Source organism: uncultured Roseovarius sp. (assembly GCF_913054395.1).
Classification (GTDB): Bacteria; Pseudomonadota; Alphaproteobacteria; order Rhodobacterales; family Rhodobacteraceae; genus Roseovarius.
The window spans coordinates 26199-45748 of sequence record NZ_CAJXIP010000015.1 but is presented as its reverse complement, the minus strand read 5'-3'; the positions used below and the strand labels follow the sequence as shown (position 1 = coordinate 45748).

The window sequence follows — 19550 nt, the reverse complement described above, 5'->3', positions numbered from 1 at the left end:
GTTGGGATTATATTGAAGCCATTGTGACATTCGAAAGTAAGACGAATGAAAAAACTTTTGCTGGCCGATGATCATGATCTTGTTCGTGAAACCATCGCGGAATTTCTGCGCGGTCAGGGAAATTTCGAAGTTCATGCCGCCAATTCTCTGAGTATGGCGTTTGAATGTTATGAAACTCACGGTCCGTTTGACCTTGTGCTGCTTGATCTGCTGATGCCTGGCATGGATGGGCTGTCCGGCCTTGCGCAGATGAAGGCGCGGGCGTCCTGCCCGGTGGCGATTCTGTCGGGGACCGCGCCGCCGGATGTGGCGCGGCGGGCGCTTCGGTCTGGCGCGGCCGGTTTTCTGCCCAAGACGCTTGATCCGAAATTGCTTGTTTCGGCGGTGCGCCACATGCTTCTGGGCGAGATATACAAGCCGCTCGACTTTCTTAGCCAGGGCGACGAGGACCTTGATCAGGTCAGCCTTACACCGAGGGAAAGCGATGTTCTGGTCGGGATTTCCGAGGGGAAATCCAACAAGGAAATCGCCCGTGATCTCGATATACAGGAGGTGACGGTCAAGCTTCACCTCAAGACGATGTCGCGTAAACTCAAGGCGAAAAACCGGACCCATGCGGCCATGTTGGCGCGGGATATGGGGTTGACTTGAAGGTGGAATATCAACATCAGGTCAGTCTTCTAATAGTCTGTTGTTAAACGAAAAAGGCCTCGTCACGGACGAGGCCTTTGATCGTTTGGCCGGGCTTTGGCTCAGGCGCGGCGGCTTCTGCTGCGGCTGCCCGCGCGTCCGCCGGTGCGGACCGCTTCGCCGGGTTTCGGCGGCGCTTTGTTGAATCGGATCCAATTGCCGCCATGCGGGTCGTTGTCGGTCAGGAAGTTGGCCGCCATGATGGCCTCCATTTCCTTGCCCGCGCGCGGTTTGGTCGATCCGAGGCCGAACAGCTGACAGAAGGTTTCGTCGTCCATATCGGCCGGCAGGACAAGCCCTGTGGCAGCGACTTCGGCCTTCTTGGCCTCGATCTCGGCCTGTTTCACCGGCAGGGCAATCGGGTTCATGATGGCGCTGGTCATGCCGGCGGCGATGGCCATCGGCAGGAAGGCGTTGTTGATGCCGTGACGGTTGGGCAAGCCAAAGCTGATGTTCGAGGCGCCACAGGTCGTATTCACACCAAGCTCGTCGCGCAGGCGGCGCACGAGGGTAAAGACCTGAAGGCCGGCGGTGCTCATGGCGCCGACGGGCATGACCAGCGGGTCAACCACGATGTCATGCGCGGGAATGCCGAAATCGGCGGCGCGCTGAACGATCTTCTTGGCGACCTCAAAGCGAACATCGGGATCTTCGGAAATGCCGGTGTCGTCGTTAGAGATGGCGACGACCGGAACATTGTACTTCTTGACCAGCGGCAGAACGTATTCAAGCCGATCCTCTTCACCGGTGACCGAGTTCAGAAGCGGGCGGCCTTCGCAGGCCTTGAGCCCCGCTTCGAGCGCTGCCGGCACCGAGCTATCGATGCAGAGCGGCAGATCGACCAAGCCCTGAACCAGCTCGACGATCTTGGTCATCAGCGGCGGTTCGGTCTCGTTCGGGTTGGGGTTGGAGTTGTAGACCACACCCGCATTGATATCGAGAACGGTGGCACCGGCCGCGGCCTGGGCAATCGCGTCGGCCTCCACGGTCGAGAAATCGCCCGCTTCAAGCTCGGCGGCCAGTTTCTTGCGGCCCGTGGGGTTGATCCGCTCACCGATCACGCAGAACGGCTCGTCAAAGCCGATAACGGCGGTTTTGGTTTTGCTCTCGACGATGGTGCGAGTCATATCTGGTCCTTCAAGATGCGTTTGCAGGTTTGCCGGCGTCGCCGCCGTTTTCGATGGCCCAGTTGGCATTCGCCTTGATCCCGCCAAGCGGGAAGAAATGGACCTTTTCAATGTTGAAATCCGGGTTGGCGGCCTTGTGGGCGGCCAGCTCGTTCAACACGTCGTTCGGTTCGTAGGGCAGCAAGAGCTTGGTAACATCCATTGCACGCTTTTGCAGCACCTTGAGAGAGGGGCCGACACCACAGGCAATCGCGAACTTGATCAGCGTCTGAAGCTTGGCCGGACCCGCAATGCCGATATGGATCGGCAGGGTGATCCCGGCGGCGGCAAGGTCGTCGGCCCATTTGATGATCGGCTTGGCGTCAAAGGCAAACTGTGTCGCCAGGGCCATTTCGGCATCGGTGGTCTCGTTGAATTTCTGTTTCCAGCGCAGTGCGTCCATGACGTTTTGCATGCCACCCTTGGGGTCGATATCCTTGTTGCCTTCGGGGTGGCCGGCCACATGCAGCCGCTTGAAGCCCGCACGGTCAAATTCGCCGCTTTCCAGCAGTTGCATCGACGACTCAAAGTCGCCATGCGGCTCTGCGACGCCACCGGCCAGCAGAAGCGCCTGATCGACACCCGCTTCGCCTTGATAGCGCGCGATCCAGTCGGTCAGCGTGGCCTTGTCCTTGATGATCCGCGCCGGGAAATGCGGCATCACCGGATAGCCGTCGGTGGCCAGGCGCTTGGCCGTGGCGACCATGTCTTCGATCGGGGTGCCCTCGATATGGGCGATATAGACGCGGGTGCCGGTCGGCAGCAGATCGCGAAAGTTCTCGACCTTCTCGGCGGTGCGCGGCATCACCTCGATCGAATAGCCCTGCAAAAACGCCTCAAGCTGGCCACTGGCCGGTGCGACGGTCTTTTCACGCTTCTTGAAATTCAACAAAGCCATTGTGGCCTCCCATAGCGATCCGGGGCGCATCACGCCCAGCCATTATTGGCAATCAAGGCCTTGATACGGTCCTGATCATACTCTGCATCAAGCCGGGCCGCCTCTGATTTGGCGACCTCATCCTGATCTCCGTCAACGGTATAGGGATCGGCCTTGCGCCATTCGGCGAGATAGTCGTCGGTGCCTGCCGCGCCGGTCTTCATGGCGGCGCGGTCAATTGCCTGCTCAAAGCGTTCGGGCAGCTGTACCTTGCTGCCGCGACGGCCTTTCCCGGCAATGACCTGTGCGGGGATGTCCCGCCAGTAGACGATGGTGACGTCAACCATGGCTGATTCCTTTTTCCTCAAGGCCATTACCTAATGCAGCAGGACCCCGGTGCAGGGTTTGATTTCGACAGAACTGGGACGTCATGCGACGTGGCGACAATAACCGCGGCGCATTGGCGGGGCCACAGGCGGTGATGCGAAAAATATTCATCAACGTTATCGATGATCGTGATCGTGGCCCTCGCAGCGCTTGCACGGGGACACGTAAGCCACTACCTTGGGGGCAACTTGAAATGGAGGGCGTGTCGTAATGGCGCCCAAGCGTCCCGAAAGTGCGGGCGCGATCCCGAAACCGGTTGAGAGCCCCGCACTGAGCCTGCCGGATCAGATGCCGCTTTATGCGGCGCTTGATCTTGGAACAAACAGTTGTCGTATGCTGATTGCCCAACCCAAGGGCAACCAGTTTAAAGTCGTGGACAGCTTTTCAAAGTCGGTTCAGCTTGGCGCCGGGCTTGAAAATTCGGGGCGGTTGTCCCGTTCGTCGATCTACCGGACCATTCAGGCGCTTCGGGTCTGCAAGCAAAAGCTCAAGCGTCACCGCGTCAAGCAGATGCGCCTTGTCGCGACCGAGGCCTGCCGTCGCGCAACCAATGGCGCCGATTTCATGAAGCGGGTCGAACGCGAGACCGGGCTGCGGCTGGATATCATCGCGCCGCAGGAAGAGGCACAGCTTGCGGTCGTGTCCTGCGCGCCGCTTGTCAGCCCCAATACCGATCAGCTTCTGGTGGTCGATATCGGTGGCGGCTCGACCGAACTCGTCTGGATCGACCTGACCGGCGTGCCCCGTGCCGAACGGCGGCGCGCGATCATGCGGATGCATCTGGGGTTCAACGCCTGTGACACGCGGTTTGCGGCGGCGCGGGTGGTGGACTGGATCAGCGTGCCCCTCGGGGTGGCGACGCTCCGCGATCAGTTCCGCGATGTCGAGGACGATTCAGCGCGCTTTGCCCTGATGAGTTGGTACTTCGAGGAAAACCTCGCCGAATTCGCGCCTTACAAGGACGAGCAAAAGCGCGAAGGTTTTCAGATTGTCGGCACCAGCGGCACGGTCACGACCGTCGCCGCCAGCCACCTTGGCCTCAAGCGATATGATCGCAACAAGGTGGACGGGCTGACCATGACCAGTGACGAGATCGACCGCGTGATCCGCAGCTATCTGGCGCTCGGCCCGGCGGGGCGGCGGGCCGATCCGCGGATCGGGCTTGACCGACAGGCGTTGATCATGTCCGGGGCGGCAATTTTGCAGGCGCTTTTGCGGTGCTGGCCAACCGACCGCCTGTCGGTGGCAGATCGCGGTTTGCGCGAGGGTATGCTCTACGCCCAGATGGCGGCGGATGGGGTTTTCAAGGACGGGACAGACTGATGGCCAAGACACCGGATGGCAAGAACACCTCGGGGCGCGGACAGCGCGACCTGACCGTGAAGGTGAAAACCGCGCGCGGGCGCAGGGCCTCGTCGACACGCTGGCTTCAGCGGCAGTTGAACGACCCTTACGTCAAGCGCGCACAGGTCGAGGGATACCGCGGACGCGCGGCCTTCAAGATTATGGAACTGGATGACAAGTTCCGCTTTCTGGTGCCAGGGGCGCGGATTGTCGATCTTGGCTGTGCGCCGGGGGGCTGGTGCCAGGTGGCGGTGCCGCGGGTCAATGCCCTCGGTGAAAAGCAGGGCAAGGCGGTGGGGCGCATCCTCGGGGTTGATCTGCAAGAGGTAGAACCGATTCCTGGCTGCGAAATCCATCAGCTAGATTTCATGGCCGATGACGCCGATATCAAGGTCAAGGAATGGCTTGGCGGCAAGGCCGATGTGGTGATGTCGGATATGGCGGCGTCAAGCTCGGGGCACAAGCAGACCGACCATTTGCGCATCATCGCGCTTTGCGAGGCGGCGGCTTACCTTGCTTTCGATGTGCTAGAGATCGGCGGAACCTTCGTGTCAAAGGTTCTGGCCGGGGGCGCCGAGGGTGAGTTGCAGAAGCTTTTGAAGCAGCGCTTTGACAAGGTGGCCAACGTCAAGCCGCCCGCGTCACGCGCCGACAGTTCCGAGAAATTCGTCGTCGCCACCGGGTTTCGCGGCTAGGCTAACGGGGCGGGGCCTGCCGCCCGGCGGAAATGCCGAGCGAACGTTGCGCCACATGCGCGAGATGCATAAGGTCCGCCGGGTCGGCAGGCGGTTGTTTCGATATGCGGTGATTGACGTATTTCGCCACGCTGCGCTGGCGGATCAGCTCAAACAAGAGCGCATGGCGCGGCGGTTTTTGCCGGACCGATGGAAGCGGAGCTTCGAAAGACATGACAAACCTCTTGGCTTTGGCAATCCAACATGACGGATCTGTCTTGCCATAAGATTAAGGCGGTTTTGGTTCAGCATCGGTGCCATAGCGTGGCAGGGGCCGGTTGGTGCAGGGATTGCTGCCTTGACGGCGTGCCGCCTGTGACCGGCACAGTGTCGCAGAGTTGTTTGCACCCCGCCGCAAGTTGCGAGATAGTCACGCCAAAGCGACCCCGAGTCTGACCCGAAGCGGCCAGGGGCCGTACACAGGAAAAGGACTGCACGGATGCGATATGAAGCGCCACAAAGCATTGAGGCCGCGATTGATCTATTGGCTACGGTTGACGGGGCTTATGTTCTGGCCGGGGGCACGGATTTGCTGGTGAAACTGCGCGCCGAGATGCTTGAGCCCGACCTTGTGGTCGATATCAAGCGGATTGCTGGCATGAAGGATATCACGCCTGAGGACGGCGGCTGGCGCATCGGCGCGGCCGTGTCGGGGGCCGAAATGGGCGAGCATGCCGCCCTTGCCGCCGACTGGCCCGGTGTGGTCGAGGCGGTCGGTCTTATCGGCTCGACCCAGGTACAGGGCCGCGCGACACTGGCGGGCAACCTCTGCAATGCCTCGCCAGCCGCTGATAGCGTCCCCGCGATGGTCGCGGCAAATGCCAGCGTGCGGATCGTTGGCCCGAACGGCACCCGTGATGTGCCGGTGGTCGAGGTGCCCGCAGGCCCTGGCAAGACCACTCTGGCGCCGGGTGAATTCATCGCCTCGGTGTTTCTGCCCGCAAAGGGGGCAGGGGCAAGTGACGCCTATCTGCGCTTTATCCCGCGCACCGAGATGGATATCGCCGTTGTCGGCTGTGGCGTCTCGCTTGCGCTTGACGGGGCGGGCAAGGTCACATCGGCGCGCGTCGCGCTTGGGGCGGTCGGTCCCAAGGTGATGCTAGTCGATCCCGCCGCTGAGGCGATCCTTGGCCGCACGCTTGACGATAGCGCGCTCGACGATCTGGCAGAGGCCTGTTCGGCAGCGGCCAGCCCGATTGACGACAAACGCGGCACGGTCGATTTCCGCCGCCATGTTGCGGGCGTTCTGGCCCGCCGTGTGGCGCTGATCGCCGCAACCCGTGCAAAAGGAGAACCGGCATGAGCCAGATCCACGTAAAGACCACCATCAATGGCGACGTCACGGAATTCCTCTGCGAGGCCGAAGACACGCTTCTGGATGTGCTGCGCGACCGGCTTGGCATGACCGGCTCAAAAGAGGGCTGTGGCACCGGCGATTGCGGGGCCTGTTCGGTCACGGTCGACGGGCGGCTTGTCTGTTCGTGCCTGATGCTTGGCGCCGAGGCCGAAGGCCGCGAGGTCGCCACCATCGAGGGCATGGCAACGGGTGATCAGCTTCACCCGTTGCAACAGAAGTTCATCGAGATGGCCGCCCTGCAATGCGGCATCTGCACGCCGGGGATCCTTGTGGCGGCGAAGTCGCTGTTGGAAAAGAACCCCGATCCGACAGAGGAAGAGGTGCGCTATTGGCTGGCGGGAAATCTCTGCCGCTGCACCGGATATGACAAAATCATCCGCGCCGTGATGGAAACGGCGGCGGATCTGCGGAGGGCTTCGTGATGGCATTGGACAGCTCAGACAAATCCCGGACCTTCAAGGTTGTCGGCACGCGCCCGCTGCGCCCGGACGGCATTGACAAGGTAACCGGCCGCGCCCGGTTTGGCGCCGATATCGTGGCCCCCGGCATGCTGACGGGGCGCGTGCTGCGCAGCCCGCATGCCCATGCCCGGATCGTGAAGATCGACACCGCGAAAGCGCGGGCCCTGCCCGGCGTCAAAGCGGTGGTAACACGCGCCGATTTCGGGACAGTGCCCGATGCCGTGGCCGATATTCTTGACAATTGCATGGCTGGCGACAAGGCGCTTTACGATGGGCATGCGGTGGCCGCCGTTGCCGCCTCAAGCGCTGCCGTGGCGCGAAAGGCGCTGCGCCTGATCGAGGTCGAATACGAGGTCTTGCCGCATGTGAGCGATGTCGATGCCGCCATGCAGCCCGGCGCGCCGGTTCTGCACGCGGGCCGACAGGACGAGACCGTGCCCGAAGGTTATTCGCAAAACGTGATGTCGCGGGTCGAGTTCGGCCATGGCGATATCGACAAGGGCCTGGCCGAGGCCGATCGCGTGGTCGAGCGGACCTATCGCACCGGCGCCACCCATCAGGGGTATATCGAGCCGCATGCCTGTTTGGCGACGATGGGCCCGGACGGGCAGGCCGATCTATGGGGTTGTACCCAAGGCCATTACATGGTGCGCAACACCTGCGCGGCGATCCTTGGCATGGAGCAGGGGCAGCTTCGCGTGACCGCAAGCGAGATCGGCGGCGGTTTTGGCGGCAAGACCACGGTCTTTCTTGAACCTGTCGCGCTGATGCTGTCGAAACTTGCCGGGCGCCCCGTAAAGATGGTGATGACCCGCTCCGAGGTACTGCGCGCCACCGGGCCGACCTCGTCAAGCTCGATTGATATCAAGCTCGGCATGACCAGGGATGGCCGCATCACCGCCGGTTACGCGCAATTGCGATATCAGGGCGGCGCCTATCCCGGCTCGCCGGTCGATATGGGCTCGATGTCGGCCTTTGCGCCCTATGACCTTGAAAACGTCAAGACCGTCGGTTTTGACGTGGTGACCAACCGGCCCAAAGCGGCCGCTTACCGCGCTCCGGGCGCGCCGATGGCGGCCTTCGCCGTTGAAAGCGCGGTGGATGAGCTGGCCAAGGGCTTTGGCCTTGATCCGCTTGAGGTGCGCCTGAAGAACGCGGCGCGCGAGGGCACCTTGGCGTCTTACGGGCCGACCTTTCCGGCGATCGGCCTTGAGGCGACGCTTGAGGCGGCAAAGGCGCATCCGCATTGGGGCGCTCCTTTGGGGGAAAACCAGGGCCGGGGCGTGGCCTGCGGCTTTTGGTTCAACTTTGGCGGCGATACCTGTGTAACGCTGAATATCACGCCTGACGGGACGGTCACCGTGTCCGAGGGCAACCCCGATATCGGCGGGTCGCGCGCCTCGATGACGATGATGGCGGCAGAAGAGCTTGGCATTCCCTACGACAAGGTCCGCACGATCATCGCCGATACCGGATCGCTTGGTCAGAACGAGGTCACTGACGGCTCTCGGGTGACCTTTGCGGTTGGCCTGGCCACGATCGAGGCGGCGCGCAATGCCAAGCGCGAGATGTGCAAACGCGCCGCGATGGTCTGGGGGATCGACGAAGAGGCGGTCGAATGGGTCGACGGGGCCGCGCGTCCTGCGGGGCCGAATGCGGGCAAGCACGATCCCATGACCCTTAAGGAAATCGCCGCCATCGCCAGCAATACAGGCGGGCCGATTGCCGGGCATTACGAGGTCAATGCCGAAGGTGCGGGCGTCAGCTTTGGCACCCATATGGTGGATGTCGAGGTTGATCCCGACACGGGCTCGACAAAGATCCTGCGCTATACGGTGTTTCAGGACGCCGGCAAGGCGGTGCATCCGGCCTATGTCGAAGGACAGTTTCAGGGCGGTGCAGTGCAGGGCATCGGCTGGGCGCTGAACGAGGAATATATCTATGGCGAGGATGGCATTCTGCAAAATGCCGGATTCCTCGATTACCGTATTCCTGTCGCCTCGGACCTGCCGATGATCGACACGGTGATCCTTGAGATCGCCAACCCGGGGCATCCGTATGGTGTGCGTGGGGTTGGTGAGACGCCAATCGTGCCGCCGCTCGCGGCGATTGCCAATGCGGTCTCAGCGGCGGCGGGGGTTCGGATGACCGACCTGCCGATGTCACCGCCGCGCGTGCTTGCCGCCATTCAGGGGCAAAAAGGCGCGTAAAGCGATGGTCAAGGTGCGCGTCTGGGGGTCGCTGGCCGAATTTACCGAGGGGCAAACCGAGGTAGAGATCAAGGCCGATACCCTGCGCGATCTGCTGGATGGGTTGGCCGGGAAATATCCCGGCCTGCGCCCCCAGCTTGAGCGCGGGATTTCCGTGGCGATTGACGGGCGTGTCTATAACGACAGCTGGTTCACCCCGATTTCCGAGGATAGCGAGGTGGTCTTGCTGCGCCGTCTCAAGGGTGGTTGATGTATCGCATTAGAAGCGCCAGTTATGCCTTTGTTTTAAATCTACTTAACCAGCTTCACAATGTCACGGAAATCGGGGTGCTCGGCGCTTGCCAGCCACTCGAAGATCACCATTTCCGTGGTCAGGATCTCAGCCCCGTGATGCGCCATACGCCCCAGTGCGGCGCGGCGATTTTCTTCCATACGCGACCCGATGGCGTCTGCCACCACATAGACGCGACGCCCCCCTGACAAGAGACCAAGGACCGTCTGAAGCACGCAGACATGCGCCTCACAGCCCATCACGACCAGTGCGGCGTTGCCGTCAAGATGCGCGGCCACACCCGCTGTGCGGCAGGCATCGAATGTCATCTTGTGCAGCACTATTTCACCCGGCTCCGGTGCAAGTTCGGGCAGGGTGGAGCCAAGGCCCTTTGGGTTCTGTTCGGTATAGGTGACGGGCAGGCCAAGCCGCCGGGCCGCAAGCAACAGGCGGTTGGCGTTCTGCACCACAGGTGCGCTGTCATGGATGGCGGGCATAAGCCGCGCCTGAAAGTCGATCGCCAGAAGATGCGAAGTGCGCGCGTCAAGTGTCAGCATGGGCTGTTCCTTTCAACAGGGCGGCGGTTTTTTCGGTGATATAGCGCTCCATCATATGCGGTGCGGAGGCGCCGAACATACGAATGCGTCCTGTGTGCAGCAGCAAGAGTAATCCGGCGGCATGGGCAAAGATGTCAACGGTCAAAAGCCTGGCCTCATCGCGCGACGTGCCAAGATCAATCGCCGCCCGCTCGATTGGCGCAAGCGCGGCTTCGAGGGCGCTATTGAGGGCCTCGTCGCGGTCACGCCCAAGGCCGGCGGGCTTCATTCCGCCGCGAAACAGGTAAAACCCAAGGTCAAGATCGCGCGGATGATCGGCGTAATAGGTGAAAAAAGCCATCGCCGCCGCCTTGAGGCGCGTCACCGCGCATCTGTCGGCATCACTGTCGGCAATGGTCGCCGCACCAAGCCGTGCCAGCGAGGCCATAAGCACCTCGGCGTAAAGTGCTTCTTTTGACGCAAAGTGGAAATAAAGCGCGGCGGGGGCATAGCCTGCGCGCGCGGCAACGGCACGTAGGCTTGCGCCTTCAAGCCCGACATCGGCAAAGACCTGTGCCGCCGCCTCAAGAATAAGCGCGCGCTTGTCCGGCGTATCGGCTCGCGGACGTCTGGGGCGGGGAGATGGCATCAGGCGGATGTCGCTTTTCGTGAATTCGAACGCTGTTCGATTGCTAGCACGCAGGCCCACGGATTGCCAAGCCTCTAACCCCGAAATGCCCCGATCCAGCCAAGCCCCTCGGCGGTCGTTGCGCCGCGTGGTCGGTATTCGGCGCCAAAGGGCGCGGTATGGCCCGCCTTGACCATAGCGGGTAAAAGCCAGGCGTAATTGACTTCGCCCGCGTCTGGTTCACCCCGATCAGGCACAGCGGCGAATTGCACGTGACCGATGAGCGGGCGCACTGCCTGAAAACGTGTGAAAAGGTCGCCTTCGATAATCTGAAGGTGATAGCAATCAAACATCAGCCTGAGGTTTTTGCGCCCAAGTTCGGTGATGATCCGCGCGGCATGATCCGAGGACGACAGATGATAGCCAGGCACGTCGCGTTGGTTGATCGGCTCGATCAGGATGGCAATCCCATGCGCGGCGGCCTGATCGCTGGCGTAGGCAAGGTTGGCGCGAAAACAGGTCTCGGCAAGGGCCCCGCCATCGGTGATTCCGGCCATGACGTGCACAGCAGTGGCGTCTATTTGCGACGCGTAATCAATCGCCTGATCAATAGCCGCACGCGCCTCATCCTCGCGCCCGACAAGCGCGGCAAGGCCAAAATCGCCTGCGCCACGATCCCCCGGCCAGGTATTGATGCCAAGCATCGGCAGGCCGGTGTCGCGCAGCGCTTGGGCCACTTCGGAGGCGGGGATGCCATAGGGAAAATGACATTCCACCGCGTCAAACCCGGCCTTATGGGCGGCATGAATTGCCTCGGGCAGGGGCCGGTCGGTGAACAGAAAGCCGAGGTTCGCAGAAAAGCGCATCAGGTCCGGCCCATGTCAGCCAAGTGTTGCTGAACAAGGTCGGCAAAGGCGGTGTCGGGGGAAAAGCCAAGCGCGCGGGCGCGCGGTGTGACGATCGCGCCCGGCCAGCTATTGACGATGGCGGAAATGGCGGCATCGGGTGCGGGGGTCACCCGGTCGGCAACCTCATTGCCCGCAAGGGCGCGCAGGGTGTCGAGCATCTCTTGCACACGCACGCTAATGCCGGGCAGGGTGATGGTCGTGTCACCGCCAAGCGCATCCTGATCAAGGCCGCAGGCCGCAAGCGTATACTCCACCGCCTTGGCGGGCGAGGCAAGGTGAAGCCGCAGATCGCCCGCCACCGGCAATAGCGCCTGCTCGCCCGCAAGCGGTTCGCGGATGATGCCGCTGGCAAAACCTGATGCGGCCTTGTTGGGCACGCCGGGGCGCACGGAAATCGTCGGAAACCGAAGGCTTCGGCCCAGAATGAACCCTTTGCGGGTGGCATCGCGCACCAATAATTCCCCGATCAGCTTTTGCGTGCCATAGGACGAAAGAGGCGCGGGCAGGGTGTCTTCGGAAATCGTGCCGTTCCCGGCGCAGGAAAACACCGCCACCGATGAGGAAAAAACAAACACCGGCGCGCGGGCCATGGCGCGGCAGGCGTTGATCAACTCGATGGTCGATTGCAGGTTCACGGCCATGCCAAGATCGAAATCCGCCTCGGCCTGACCCGAGACCACGGCGGCAAGGTGGATGACAAGCTCGGGGGCATCCTCTTTTATGCGGGCCAGTATCGCGGGATCAGAAAGCGGGCCGGGCAGGGCATGCACACGGCGGCGGGTGTTCGCAAGATCGCCAAGCGGGGCTTCGTCCATGTCACAGGCAAGGATTGCCGAAATGCGCCGGTCGCGCCCGTTCAGCGTGAGAGTGTCCCGGCCTGCAAGGGCCCCCACGACCATGCGGCCGATGAATCCGGCGGCGCCGGTGACGAGTATGCGCATTTGATCATCCTTCCACGCAGCGGGGCCATGGCCGATGAGGTCACAGGCAAGAGCGACGGGATACGCGCGCCAGACCGCATGGATTGCATAAGGCGAAATACCCCCCTTGTCATTAGCCCGCAGGCTGACCGGGCCTTGGGGCTGCCCGCCACCTGAGCGTTCTCACCCCCTGGTCAAGAGCCACTGCTGGCGGCCATGGTCATAGCGCACCATGCGCGGCGCTGTTTTGCCGGGGCGGGTGCGTTTGACATATTGGCGATAAAGCAGCGCATGAAGCCGCTCCCAAAGGTGCGGGCGACGGCGCAGGGCGCGAATCTCGCGTCGATACCCGCCGGGGGTCTGCTTTGAAAGTTGATCGGGTTCGACCGTGAATGACCCAATATGAGTATCCAACACGTAAAGCTCTTGATGACGCGCAAGCGTACGCCACAGGAAATAATCACCTGCTAGCTTGCATGCCGCGAGCTTTTCGAGATCGAAATGCGCATTCATACCGCTGCGCCAAAGGGTGCTTTCCTGTTGCAGGACCGTAAGCCGCGTGCCGTACATGCCGCAGTCGAAAAACGAGCGGCAAAACGGATGCGGCAGCCGACAGTTGATGACTTGGCGCTTTTCGTTGCGCGTTACCTCGTGCCCGGTGATCCAATGGATGTCGGGATAGCGCGTCAGCACCTCAGTGATTACGGAAAAGGCGTGGGGATCAAACACTTCGCCTGCGGGAAGATAGCCGGTGACATCGCCACTTGCGCGCGCAAGCCCCTTGGCAAGGGCATCATACATGCCACTATCTGTTTCCGACAGGATGGTGATGCGGGGATCATTAAAGCCGCGCACATGATCAAGCGTGTCATCGCTCGAAGCCCCGTCGATCACAAGGCAGGTCAGTCGCGCCTCACCGGTGGCAAGCGCGGTCTGCGACAGCAGGCTTTCGATGGTGCGTGCGATCTTGGGGCCGGCATTGAATACCGGAATGATGATGGCGAACTCCATCATGCTGCGCTGCCCGTTAAAACCGTGCCAAATGCGGCGTCGTGCGGGCGACTACGCATCTTGGGGGCATCCTGCAATCTCGTTCAAAAGCAAAGTGTTATGCAGCGATGTTGCGCGCAGCATCCGGCGGGTGTGGGTGTTGGACATGGGCAGCAGCATTGCAAAAAGCCGCGCCTCAACCGCGCGAATGGCGGACGAGCCATAGTGCCCCCGCCCAATCCGCGCCAATTCCGCCACGTGCTTGTTGACGAAAGCATTTTGTCTCAGGCTTGGATCGGCGGCCTCAAGTAGGCGGCGGAACTCCTGACCGGAGCGGATAAACTGTTTCTTGTTCCAGCGTCCTTCATGGGCAAGGTGCCAAATCTTGATGCCCGTTCCTGGACGAAATTCGCAATTATGCCATAACAGCATCAGCGGCAGGTAATGATCCCACCAGGGCATGCCATAGATCAACTGGCCACAGTCGATATTCGCAAGCGCCTCGCGCCCGGCCCCAAACAGGTCGATGCCACAGTCATAAGGCGCATCCGCCCTAGTCTTGTCGCCGTAATAATCGCGCCGACGCACGCCGATCGCCTGGGTCGGACCAAGAGTGCCAATGCGCTGTTGTGCCTGTGCGTCCATCTCAAGCTCGATATCGGCGTTGATGATGAAAATCTGCTCGGTCGGCAAGGACAGGGCTGCATTCAGAAGGTCGTTCATAAACACATGCGGGCGATCGGTGAATTCCGATGCATCCCGCGGCACGCGCAGCACTTTCACGTCATGCTCTTTGATAAGCGGATGAAGCGCCTCGGTCTCGGCATTGACGGTGACGGGGTCAAATCCGCAGGCGCGCCAGGACTCAATGCAGGCGCTCAGATGGGCATCGCCGATTTCCTGGCCATTCGCATCCCTGCGCGAAAATACAGGCGGTATCGACGTGACAATCGGACAACGCATAGCTGATTTCCTCGATCCCATGACCTTGGCTGAGCCTATGGCATATTCCATCTGTGGCTTCAAGTTTGCGGGCGATGCAGCGGGGGGTGTGACTGCCGGTGTCGTTCAAACCCGAGATCGGCGCGCAGTCTGGCGCGGGCGCGGGCCAGGCGTGACATGACCGTGCCGGGCGCAAGCCCGGTGCGGCGGGCAAGATCGGCGGGGCTTGTTTCGCCCGCGGCGACCAGCCGCATCAGCCGCTCTTGCGGCGCCGGAAGGCGGGCAATGGCGGCGCGGACCTCGCTTAGGGCGCAGGCGTCAAAGGCATCGGGCTGGGTGATCTCGACCACCTCGGGCGCGCCAAGCGACAGATCCCCACGGCGCATCCTCTGACGGTGCTGGTTGCGCAGGGCGGTCATCGCATAGGCGCGCAAATCGTCGATCTCGGCCCCCGCATCAAGCCGGATGCAGAGGTTCAAGAGCACCTCCTGACAGAGATCCTGCGCCCCGTCACCATTACGACAGAGCCGTCGGGCCACGCGCAACAGATGGGGCATCAGGGCAGTGAGTTGATCGGGGCAGGCCATGCAATGCAATGCTCTCGGGTCAGGTTCCCCAAGTTTTGCGGGTTTGGGCGCGCCTGACAAATGGGCAGATTCCGCCGATCTGCCGCGGCGGGCCTTTTTGGGCAAGGCTTTGCCGGTTTGTGGGGGCGTTATCGGCGGGCTGCCGCGCGTTGGGGCATCACCGCGGTATCGGCGGGACGCCCCGCGCCCTTCGCGCGTCTTTGTATGTAGGGTTCGCGGCTGTCGCGGCCTTTCAACCTGACGATCAGAGGAGAACAGAGATGACCAAATTCATCGTACTTGTGCTTGGGCTTGGCGTGCTCGCCAATGCGGCGATTGCCATGGGCGAGGCCGTGGCCGAGCTTGACGTGAATGGCGATGGCATGCTCAGCGTGAGCGAGGTCCAGGCTGGCTATCCCGACATCAGCGCCGAGACCTTTTCCGAGGTCGACGCCAACAGCGACGGCGCGCTTGACGGTGACGAGATCGCAGCGGGCCAGGAACAGGGCCTTTTGCCTGAAATGTAAGTGAACCGGGTGTTCACCGTCATCCCCCGCATGTCCCCGCCTTTCCCCAGAGGGTGAGGGGCATCGGGGGTCTCGGGCCGTGCCTTCAGGCGGGTGCGGCCCGTTGCAGCATCCCGAACAGATCGCGCGGATCGTCGGGATCGGCCAAAAGGTCAAGATCAATGAACAGGCCGCTGCCTTCGATGTGATCGCGCACATAGCGCAGGGCACTGAAATCTTCGATTGCAAAGCCGACACTGTCGAACAGGGTGATCTGCTCGGGCGAACGGCGCCCCTTGGCGGTGCCGTTGATCACCTCCCACATCTGGGTGACGGGGTGATCGGGGGCCAATTGCTGAATCTCGCCCTCGATACGGGTTTGCTCGGGGTATTCCACGAAAATATCCGCCCGTTGCAGGATGGCCGGGGCCAGTTCGGTTTTGCCGGGGCAATCGCCGCCGATGGCGTTGATATGCACGCCCGCGCCGACCATGTTGTCGGTCAGGATGGTGGCATATTGCTTGTCGGCGGTGCAGGTGGTGATGATCTGTGCGCCTTCCATGCTTTCCTCGGCGGAGTTGCAGGCAACAACGCTCAGCCCCATGCCCGAGAGATTGCGCGCGGCCTTGGCGGTGGCGGCAGGGTCGGTGTCGTAAAGGCGCACGGTTGTGATGCCGCAGATCGCCTTCATCGCGAGGCTCTGAAATTCGGATTGCGCGCCATTGCCGATCATCGCCATGGTATCGGCGCCCTTGGGGGCAAGGTATTTCGCCACCATCGCCGAGGTCGCCGCCGTCCGCAGTGCCGTCAGAACGGTCATTTCCGACAACAGCACCGGATAGCCATTGCCGACATTCGCCAGAAGGCCAAAGGCGGTCACGGTCTGCAAGCCCTCGGCGGTGTTCTTGGGGTGGCCGTTGACGTATTTGAACCCGTAAACCTCGCCATCCGAGGTTGGCATAAGCTCGATCACGCCCTCGGCGGAATGGCTGGCAATGCGTGGGGTCTTGTCAAACAGCTCCCAGCGGCGGAAATCGGCTTCGATATAGTCAGCCAGCCCGCGCAGCATCGGCTCGATCCCGATGTGATGGACAAGGCGCATCATGTTGTCGACAGAGACGAAAGGCACCAGCGCCTTGTCGGAGGGGGTCAGGGTGGTCATGCGGTTACCTCTTGTGAGTGGGGCGTTCGGCGGGCGGGATACCCGGCCTGATCATGAAAATGCGCGTGTCGGGCGGTCAAAGACGCGGCGACCTAGGGCCGAGGCGGCCAGATCGACCATCACCTGCGCGGTGCGGCCGCGCTCGTCCAGGAAGGGGTTCAGTTCGACCAGATCGAGCGAGGTCATCAAGCCGCTGTCACTGATCATCTCCATCACCAGATGCGCCTCGCGGATGGTGGCGCCGCCGGGCACGGTGGTGCCGACCGCAGGGGCAAAGGAAGGATCAATGAAATCGACATCCAGCGAGACATGCAGCGCGCCACCGACGGCCGCGACATCGTCAAGAAATGCGGCGAGTGGCGTGGCAATGCCCTGTTCGTCGATCGCGCGCATGTCGTGATAGCGGATATCGCTTTGCTGAAGCGCCTCGCGTTCGGCCAGATCGACCGAACGCAGGCCGAGAATACAGATATTTTCCTGCGGGACCGGATGCTTGACCTCGGGAAAACCGTGAAACCCGTCGCGCCCCGTCACATAGCCAAGCGGCGTGCCGTGCAGGTTGCCCGAAGAGGAGGTCTGGGGCGTGTGAAAGTCGCTGTGGGCATCCAGCCAGAGCACGAATTGCGGTCGATCGTTGGCGGCGGCATGGGCCGCAACCCCGGCCACGGACCCCAATGACAGGCTGTGATCGCCACCAAGGAAGATCGGCACGCCCTCGGCCATGGCCGCCTGCGCCGCCTCGATCAGGGTCGCAGTCCAGCCGGCGGTCTGCGTCGCCGCATAGACATGGCCGGGCATCTCGGGGTGAAGCTCTGCCGGGGCAGGGGTCAGATTGCCCATGTCCCGCACCGCATGTCCCAGGTTGCCAAGCGCCTCGGCAAGCCCGGCAGTGCGATAGGCATCAGGCCCCATAAGACAGCCACGACGGTTTTTACCGCTATCAACAGGGGCGCCAACGAGAATGCAGGTCGTTGTGGTCATCTCGGATCTCTTTCATTTATGGAGTGGGTGTAGATTCATGCCAATTCGGGTTGATTTATAGCAGCTATTTTGCACTAATTGACGGCGGATTATCCAAAACGGATGGGTTTTTTGGCGAAATGGACGAAATAGATCGTAATTTGATTTCAGCGCTGCGGCATGATGCACGCGCGTCGCTCTCGGATTTGGCGCTTGGGCTTGGGGTGTCGCGCACAACGGTGCGCGGACGGATCGACCGCCTGCGTCAGCGCGGCGATATCCTTGGCTTTAGCGTTGTCCTGCGCGGCGATACCACACGTGATCCGGTGCGCGGGCTGATGATGCTCGGGATCGAGGGGCGCGGCGCGGACCGGATCATCCGACAGCTCAACGGGCTAAGTGCCGTGCGTGCGACCCATACCACCAACGGGCGTTGGGATGTCATCGTGGAAATCGGCACGCCGACGCTTGAAGAACTGGATCAGGTGTTGGGGCAGATCCGCCGCTTTGACGGGATCGCCCATTCCGAAACCAGCCTTCTGCTGAACACCCGCAAATCCGGGCGTTAGCCGCGCCGCCAGGCCAGCAACCAGATCGCGGCCAGCCCGAGCGACGCAATCGCGTTCCAGCTTGCCATCGACAGGGTGAACATCTCCCACGGCACCTCGTCACAGCGCACAAGCGGCGCGGCCATGATCTGGGCCAGAAGATCGTCGGTCGAAAGGCCTGCCGCGTCACCTGCCGTACAGGTGGTGGGGCCTTCCCACCAGCCGCGCTCGACCCCGGTGTGATACATGCCGATGCCCGAGGTGGTCAGCGCCGCCAGCATGCCGCCGAAAGCCATGAGGCGCGGTGCAAAAGCCAGCGCCAAAGCGCCAAAGCAGATCGCACTCACATGCGGCCAGCGTTGCCAGATGCAAAGCTTGCAGGGGGCCATGTCGCCCAGATGTTGAAACGCAAGGGCGCCAAGCATCATGGCCGCAGAGCCGCCAGCCGCAAGCAGGATCAGGGTGCGTCGTGAGGGAAGGGTCATAGGTGCCTCGCAAGATAGAAGCCGCCAAACAGCAGCACGACAAAGACGATGGTCAAAAGCCCCAGGCGCCGCTCGATAAAGGTGCGGATAGGGGCGCCGAACCGGTATAACAACGCCGCAAGGATGAAAAAGCGTAGCCCACGTGCAAGGATGGACGTGGCGATGAAGGTGAACAGCGGCATGCTCGTGACGCCGGACATGATGGTGATCACCTTATAGGGAAAGGGCGTGACCCCGGCGGTCAGAACCGCCCAGAACCCGAAATCGTTGAACCGGGTGCTGAAGGCCTCCATTGCGTCGCCCTTGCCGAGGGATTCGAGGATGGGGCGGCCAATTTCCTGATAGGCAAACGCGCCGATGGCATAGCCCAGAAGCCCGCCGATTACCGAGGCCACGAGCGCCACACCGGCAATCAGCCAGGCCCGCGAGGGACGCGCCAGTATCATCGGAATGATCAGCACATCCGGCGGTATCGGAAAGACCGAGCTTTCCACAAACGACACCGCCGCAAGCACCCAGAGGGCGTGGCGGTGGTCGGCCATGCGGATGGTCCACTGATAAAGGCGTTGCAGCATCGAGGCATTCTTTCCCTTGGTTGACCGCGAGACACCACGCAGGGCGGGTGGGGTCAAGGTCTGTGCGGCGGCAAGATGTAAAAAACCCGGTTTGGGCACTGGACGCGGGCCGCAGCCTTCGCTAGAGATTCGCGCGGGCCCAAGTGGCGGAATGGTAGACGCAGGGGATTCAAAATCCCCCGCTGGTAACAGCGTGCGAGTTCGAGTCTCGCCTTGGGCACCACCCTGCTTTTGCAGGACTTTCCGTAAGAATACCGAAAGTGGGGATATGCAGTTTCTCCAGTGCGAATGTCCCCCGCGTCAGCTTGATGGTGGACGTGCCTGGGC

The 19550-nt window shown here is 61.9% G+C and carries 24 protein-coding genes and 1 tRNA gene; 10 read left to right on the top strand and 15 right to left on the bottom strand.

The features are described 5' to 3' along the window. The first annotated feature begins 45 nt into the window (after positions 1 to 45). Positions 46 to 651 (top strand): response regulator transcription factor, encoded by a 606-nt coding sequence (locus QZ522_RS03855; protein ID WP_294607715.1) that lies wholly within the window; start codon positions 46 to 48, stop codon positions 649 to 651. A gap of 101 nt (positions 652 to 752) precedes the next feature. Here QZ522_RS03855 and QZ522_RS03850 read toward each other — a convergent pair whose 3' ends face one another. From QZ522_RS03850 to QZ522_RS03840, 3 genes are read right to left on the bottom strand one after another with little or no spacing between them, the layout of a single operon-like run. After that, positions 753 to 1817, bottom strand: coding sequence for a dihydropteroate synthase (locus QZ522_RS03850; RefSeq protein ID WP_294607713.1), 1065 nt, complete (start codon positions 1815 to 1817; stop codon positions 753 to 755). Positions 1818 to 1827: 10 nt separating this feature from the next. Next, on the bottom strand, positions 1828 to 2754 hold the full coding sequence (locus QZ522_RS03845; protein WP_294607709.1) for a methylenetetrahydrofolate reductase: 927 nt from the start codon (positions 2752 to 2754) through the stop codon (positions 1828 to 1830). Positions 2755 to 2783: 29 nt separating this feature from the next. Then, entirely contained in the window at positions 2784 to 3080 is a 297-nt protein-coding gene (locus QZ522_RS03840) for a virulence factor (RefSeq protein ID WP_294607706.1), read from the bottom strand. Positions 3081 to 3330: 250 nt separating this feature from the next. Here QZ522_RS03840 and QZ522_RS03835 point away from each other — a divergent pair, with 250 nt between their 5' ends. Both QZ522_RS03835 and QZ522_RS03830 read left to right on the top strand, forming a co-directional pair. Beyond that, positions 3331 to 4443, top strand: coding sequence for a Ppx/GppA phosphatase family protein (locus tag QZ522_RS03835; RefSeq protein WP_294607703.1), 1113 nt, complete (start codon positions 3331 to 3333; stop codon positions 4441 to 4443). After that, positions 4443 to 5159 (top strand): RlmE family RNA methyltransferase, encoded by a 717-nt coding sequence (locus QZ522_RS03830; protein ID WP_294607700.1) that lies wholly within the window; start codon positions 4443 to 4445, stop codon positions 5157 to 5159. Before QZ522_RS03835 ends, QZ522_RS03830 begins: the two co-directional genes overlap by 1 nt. A 1-nt stretch (position 5160) precedes the next feature. Here the strand turns inward: QZ522_RS03830 and QZ522_RS03825 are convergent, their stop codons facing one another. Then, complete coding sequence (locus QZ522_RS03825; protein ID WP_294607698.1) at positions 5161 to 5373, bottom strand: hypothetical protein; 213 nt, start codon at positions 5371 to 5373, stop codon at positions 5161 to 5163. A gap of 264 nt (positions 5374 to 5637) precedes the next feature. Here QZ522_RS03825 and QZ522_RS03820 point away from each other — a divergent pair, with 264 nt between their 5' ends. The 4 genes from QZ522_RS03820 to QZ522_RS03805 are packed head-to-tail and all read left to right on the top strand — an operon-like array spanning position 5638 to position 9476. Further along, positions 5638 to 6501: a xanthine dehydrogenase family protein subunit M gene (locus QZ522_RS03820; RefSeq protein WP_294607696.1), complete on the top strand. Its 864-nt coding sequence runs from the start codon at positions 5638 to 5640 to the stop codon at positions 6499 to 6501. Beyond that, positions 6498 to 6977 carry a (2Fe-2S)-binding protein gene (locus tag QZ522_RS03815; RefSeq protein WP_294607695.1) on the top strand — a complete coding sequence of 160 codons (480 nt, stop codon included), beginning with the start codon at positions 6498 to 6500 and terminating at the stop codon, positions 6975 to 6977. Before QZ522_RS03820 ends, QZ522_RS03815 begins: the two co-directional genes overlap by 4 nt. Continuing rightward, positions 6977 to 9226: a xanthine dehydrogenase family protein molybdopterin-binding subunit gene (locus QZ522_RS03810; protein ID WP_294607691.1), complete on the top strand. Its 2250-nt coding sequence runs from the start codon at positions 6977 to 6979 to the stop codon at positions 9224 to 9226. The genes QZ522_RS03815 and QZ522_RS03810 overlap by 1 nt, the downstream gene beginning before the upstream one ends. A 4-nt stretch (positions 9227 to 9230) precedes the next feature. Continuing rightward, positions 9231 to 9476 (top strand): MoaD/ThiS family protein, encoded by a 246-nt coding sequence (locus tag QZ522_RS03805; protein ID WP_294607688.1) that lies wholly within the window; start codon positions 9231 to 9233, stop codon positions 9474 to 9476. 41 nt (positions 9477 to 9517) lie between these two features. Here the strand turns inward: QZ522_RS03805 and QZ522_RS03800 are convergent, their stop codons facing one another. The 7 genes from QZ522_RS03800 to QZ522_RS03770 all read right to left on the bottom strand — a co-directional run bounded on the left by QZ522_RS03800 (position 9518) and on the right by QZ522_RS03770 (position 15008). After that, positions 9518 to 10054: an isochorismatase family protein gene (locus tag QZ522_RS03800; RefSeq protein ID WP_294607686.1), complete on the bottom strand. Its 537-nt coding sequence runs from the start codon at positions 10052 to 10054 to the stop codon at positions 9518 to 9520. After that, positions 10041 to 10682 carry a TetR/AcrR family transcriptional regulator gene (locus QZ522_RS03795; protein WP_294607683.1) on the bottom strand — a complete coding sequence of 214 codons (642 nt, stop codon included), beginning with the start codon at positions 10680 to 10682 and terminating at the stop codon, positions 10041 to 10043. Before QZ522_RS03795 ends, QZ522_RS03800 begins: the two co-directional genes overlap by 14 nt. A gap of 74 nt (positions 10683 to 10756) precedes the next feature. Further along, complete coding sequence (locus QZ522_RS03790) at positions 10757 to 11527, bottom strand: TIM barrel protein (RefSeq protein ID WP_294607680.1); 771 nt, start codon at positions 11525 to 11527, stop codon at positions 10757 to 10759. Continuing rightward, entirely contained in the window at positions 11527 to 12510 is a 984-nt protein-coding gene (gene denD / locus QZ522_RS03785) for a D-erythronate dehydrogenase (RefSeq protein ID WP_294607678.1), read from the bottom strand. The genes QZ522_RS03790 and denD overlap by 1 nt, the downstream gene beginning before the upstream one ends. 162 nt (positions 12511 to 12672) lie before the next feature. Further along, a complete protein-coding gene (locus tag QZ522_RS03780) occupies positions 12673 to 13503 on the bottom strand; it encodes a glycosyltransferase (RefSeq protein ID WP_294607675.1) in 831 nt (276 codons plus the stop codon). A 48-nt stretch (positions 13504 to 13551) separates the two neighbouring features. Next, on the bottom strand, positions 13552 to 14442 hold the full coding sequence (locus QZ522_RS03775; RefSeq protein ID WP_294607673.1) for a hypothetical protein: 891 nt from the start codon (positions 14440 to 14442) through the stop codon (positions 13552 to 13554). Between the two features lie 59 nt (positions 14443 to 14501). Next, on the bottom strand, positions 14502 to 15008 hold the full coding sequence (locus QZ522_RS03770) for an RNA polymerase sigma factor (protein ID WP_294607671.1): 507 nt from the start codon (positions 15006 to 15008) through the stop codon (positions 14502 to 14504). 260 nt (positions 15009 to 15268) lie between these two features. On the opposite strand from QZ522_RS03770, the gene QZ522_RS03765 reads away from it, so the two are divergent. Continuing rightward, positions 15269 to 15514, top strand: a complete 246-nt coding sequence (locus tag QZ522_RS03765) for an EF-hand domain-containing protein (RefSeq protein WP_294607669.1) — start codon at positions 15269 to 15271, stop codon at positions 15512 to 15514. An 85-nt stretch (positions 15515 to 15599) separates the two neighbouring features. Here QZ522_RS03765 and QZ522_RS03760 read toward each other — a convergent pair whose 3' ends face one another. Together QZ522_RS03760 and rocF are read right to left on the bottom strand one after the other, a co-directional pair. Beyond that, on the bottom strand, positions 15600 to 16655 hold the full coding sequence (locus tag QZ522_RS03760) for an ornithine cyclodeaminase (RefSeq protein WP_294607667.1): 1056 nt from the start codon (positions 16653 to 16655) through the stop codon (positions 15600 to 15602). 51 nt (positions 16656 to 16706) lie between these two features. Further along, positions 16707 to 17636 carry an arginase gene (gene rocF / locus QZ522_RS03755; protein ID WP_294607665.1) on the bottom strand — a complete coding sequence of 310 codons (930 nt, stop codon included), beginning with the start codon at positions 17634 to 17636 and terminating at the stop codon, positions 16707 to 16709. A 119-nt stretch (positions 17637 to 17755) separates the two neighbouring features. On the opposite strand from rocF, the gene QZ522_RS03750 reads away from it, so the two are divergent. Then, positions 17756 to 18184: an Lrp/AsnC family transcriptional regulator gene (locus QZ522_RS03750; RefSeq protein WP_294607663.1), complete on the top strand. Its 429-nt coding sequence runs from the start codon at positions 17756 to 17758 to the stop codon at positions 18182 to 18184. Here the strand turns inward: QZ522_RS03750 and QZ522_RS03745 are convergent. Both QZ522_RS03745 and QZ522_RS03740 read right to left on the bottom strand, forming a co-directional pair. Continuing rightward, positions 18181 to 18648, bottom strand: coding sequence for a disulfide bond formation protein B (locus QZ522_RS03745; protein WP_294607659.1), 468 nt, complete (start codon positions 18646 to 18648; stop codon positions 18181 to 18183). The genes QZ522_RS03750 and QZ522_RS03745 overlap by 4 nt on opposite strands. Continuing rightward, a complete protein-coding gene (locus QZ522_RS03740) occupies positions 18645 to 19223 on the bottom strand; it encodes a YqaA family protein (protein ID WP_294607656.1) in 579 nt (192 codons plus the stop codon). The genes QZ522_RS03745 and QZ522_RS03740 overlap by 4 nt, the downstream gene beginning before the upstream one ends. A gap of 137 nt (positions 19224 to 19360) precedes the next feature. Between QZ522_RS03740 and QZ522_RS03735 the strand changes: the two genes are divergently transcribed. After that, positions 19361 to 19446, top strand: a tRNA-Leu gene (locus QZ522_RS03735). Positions 19447 to 19550 lie beyond the last annotated feature (104 nt).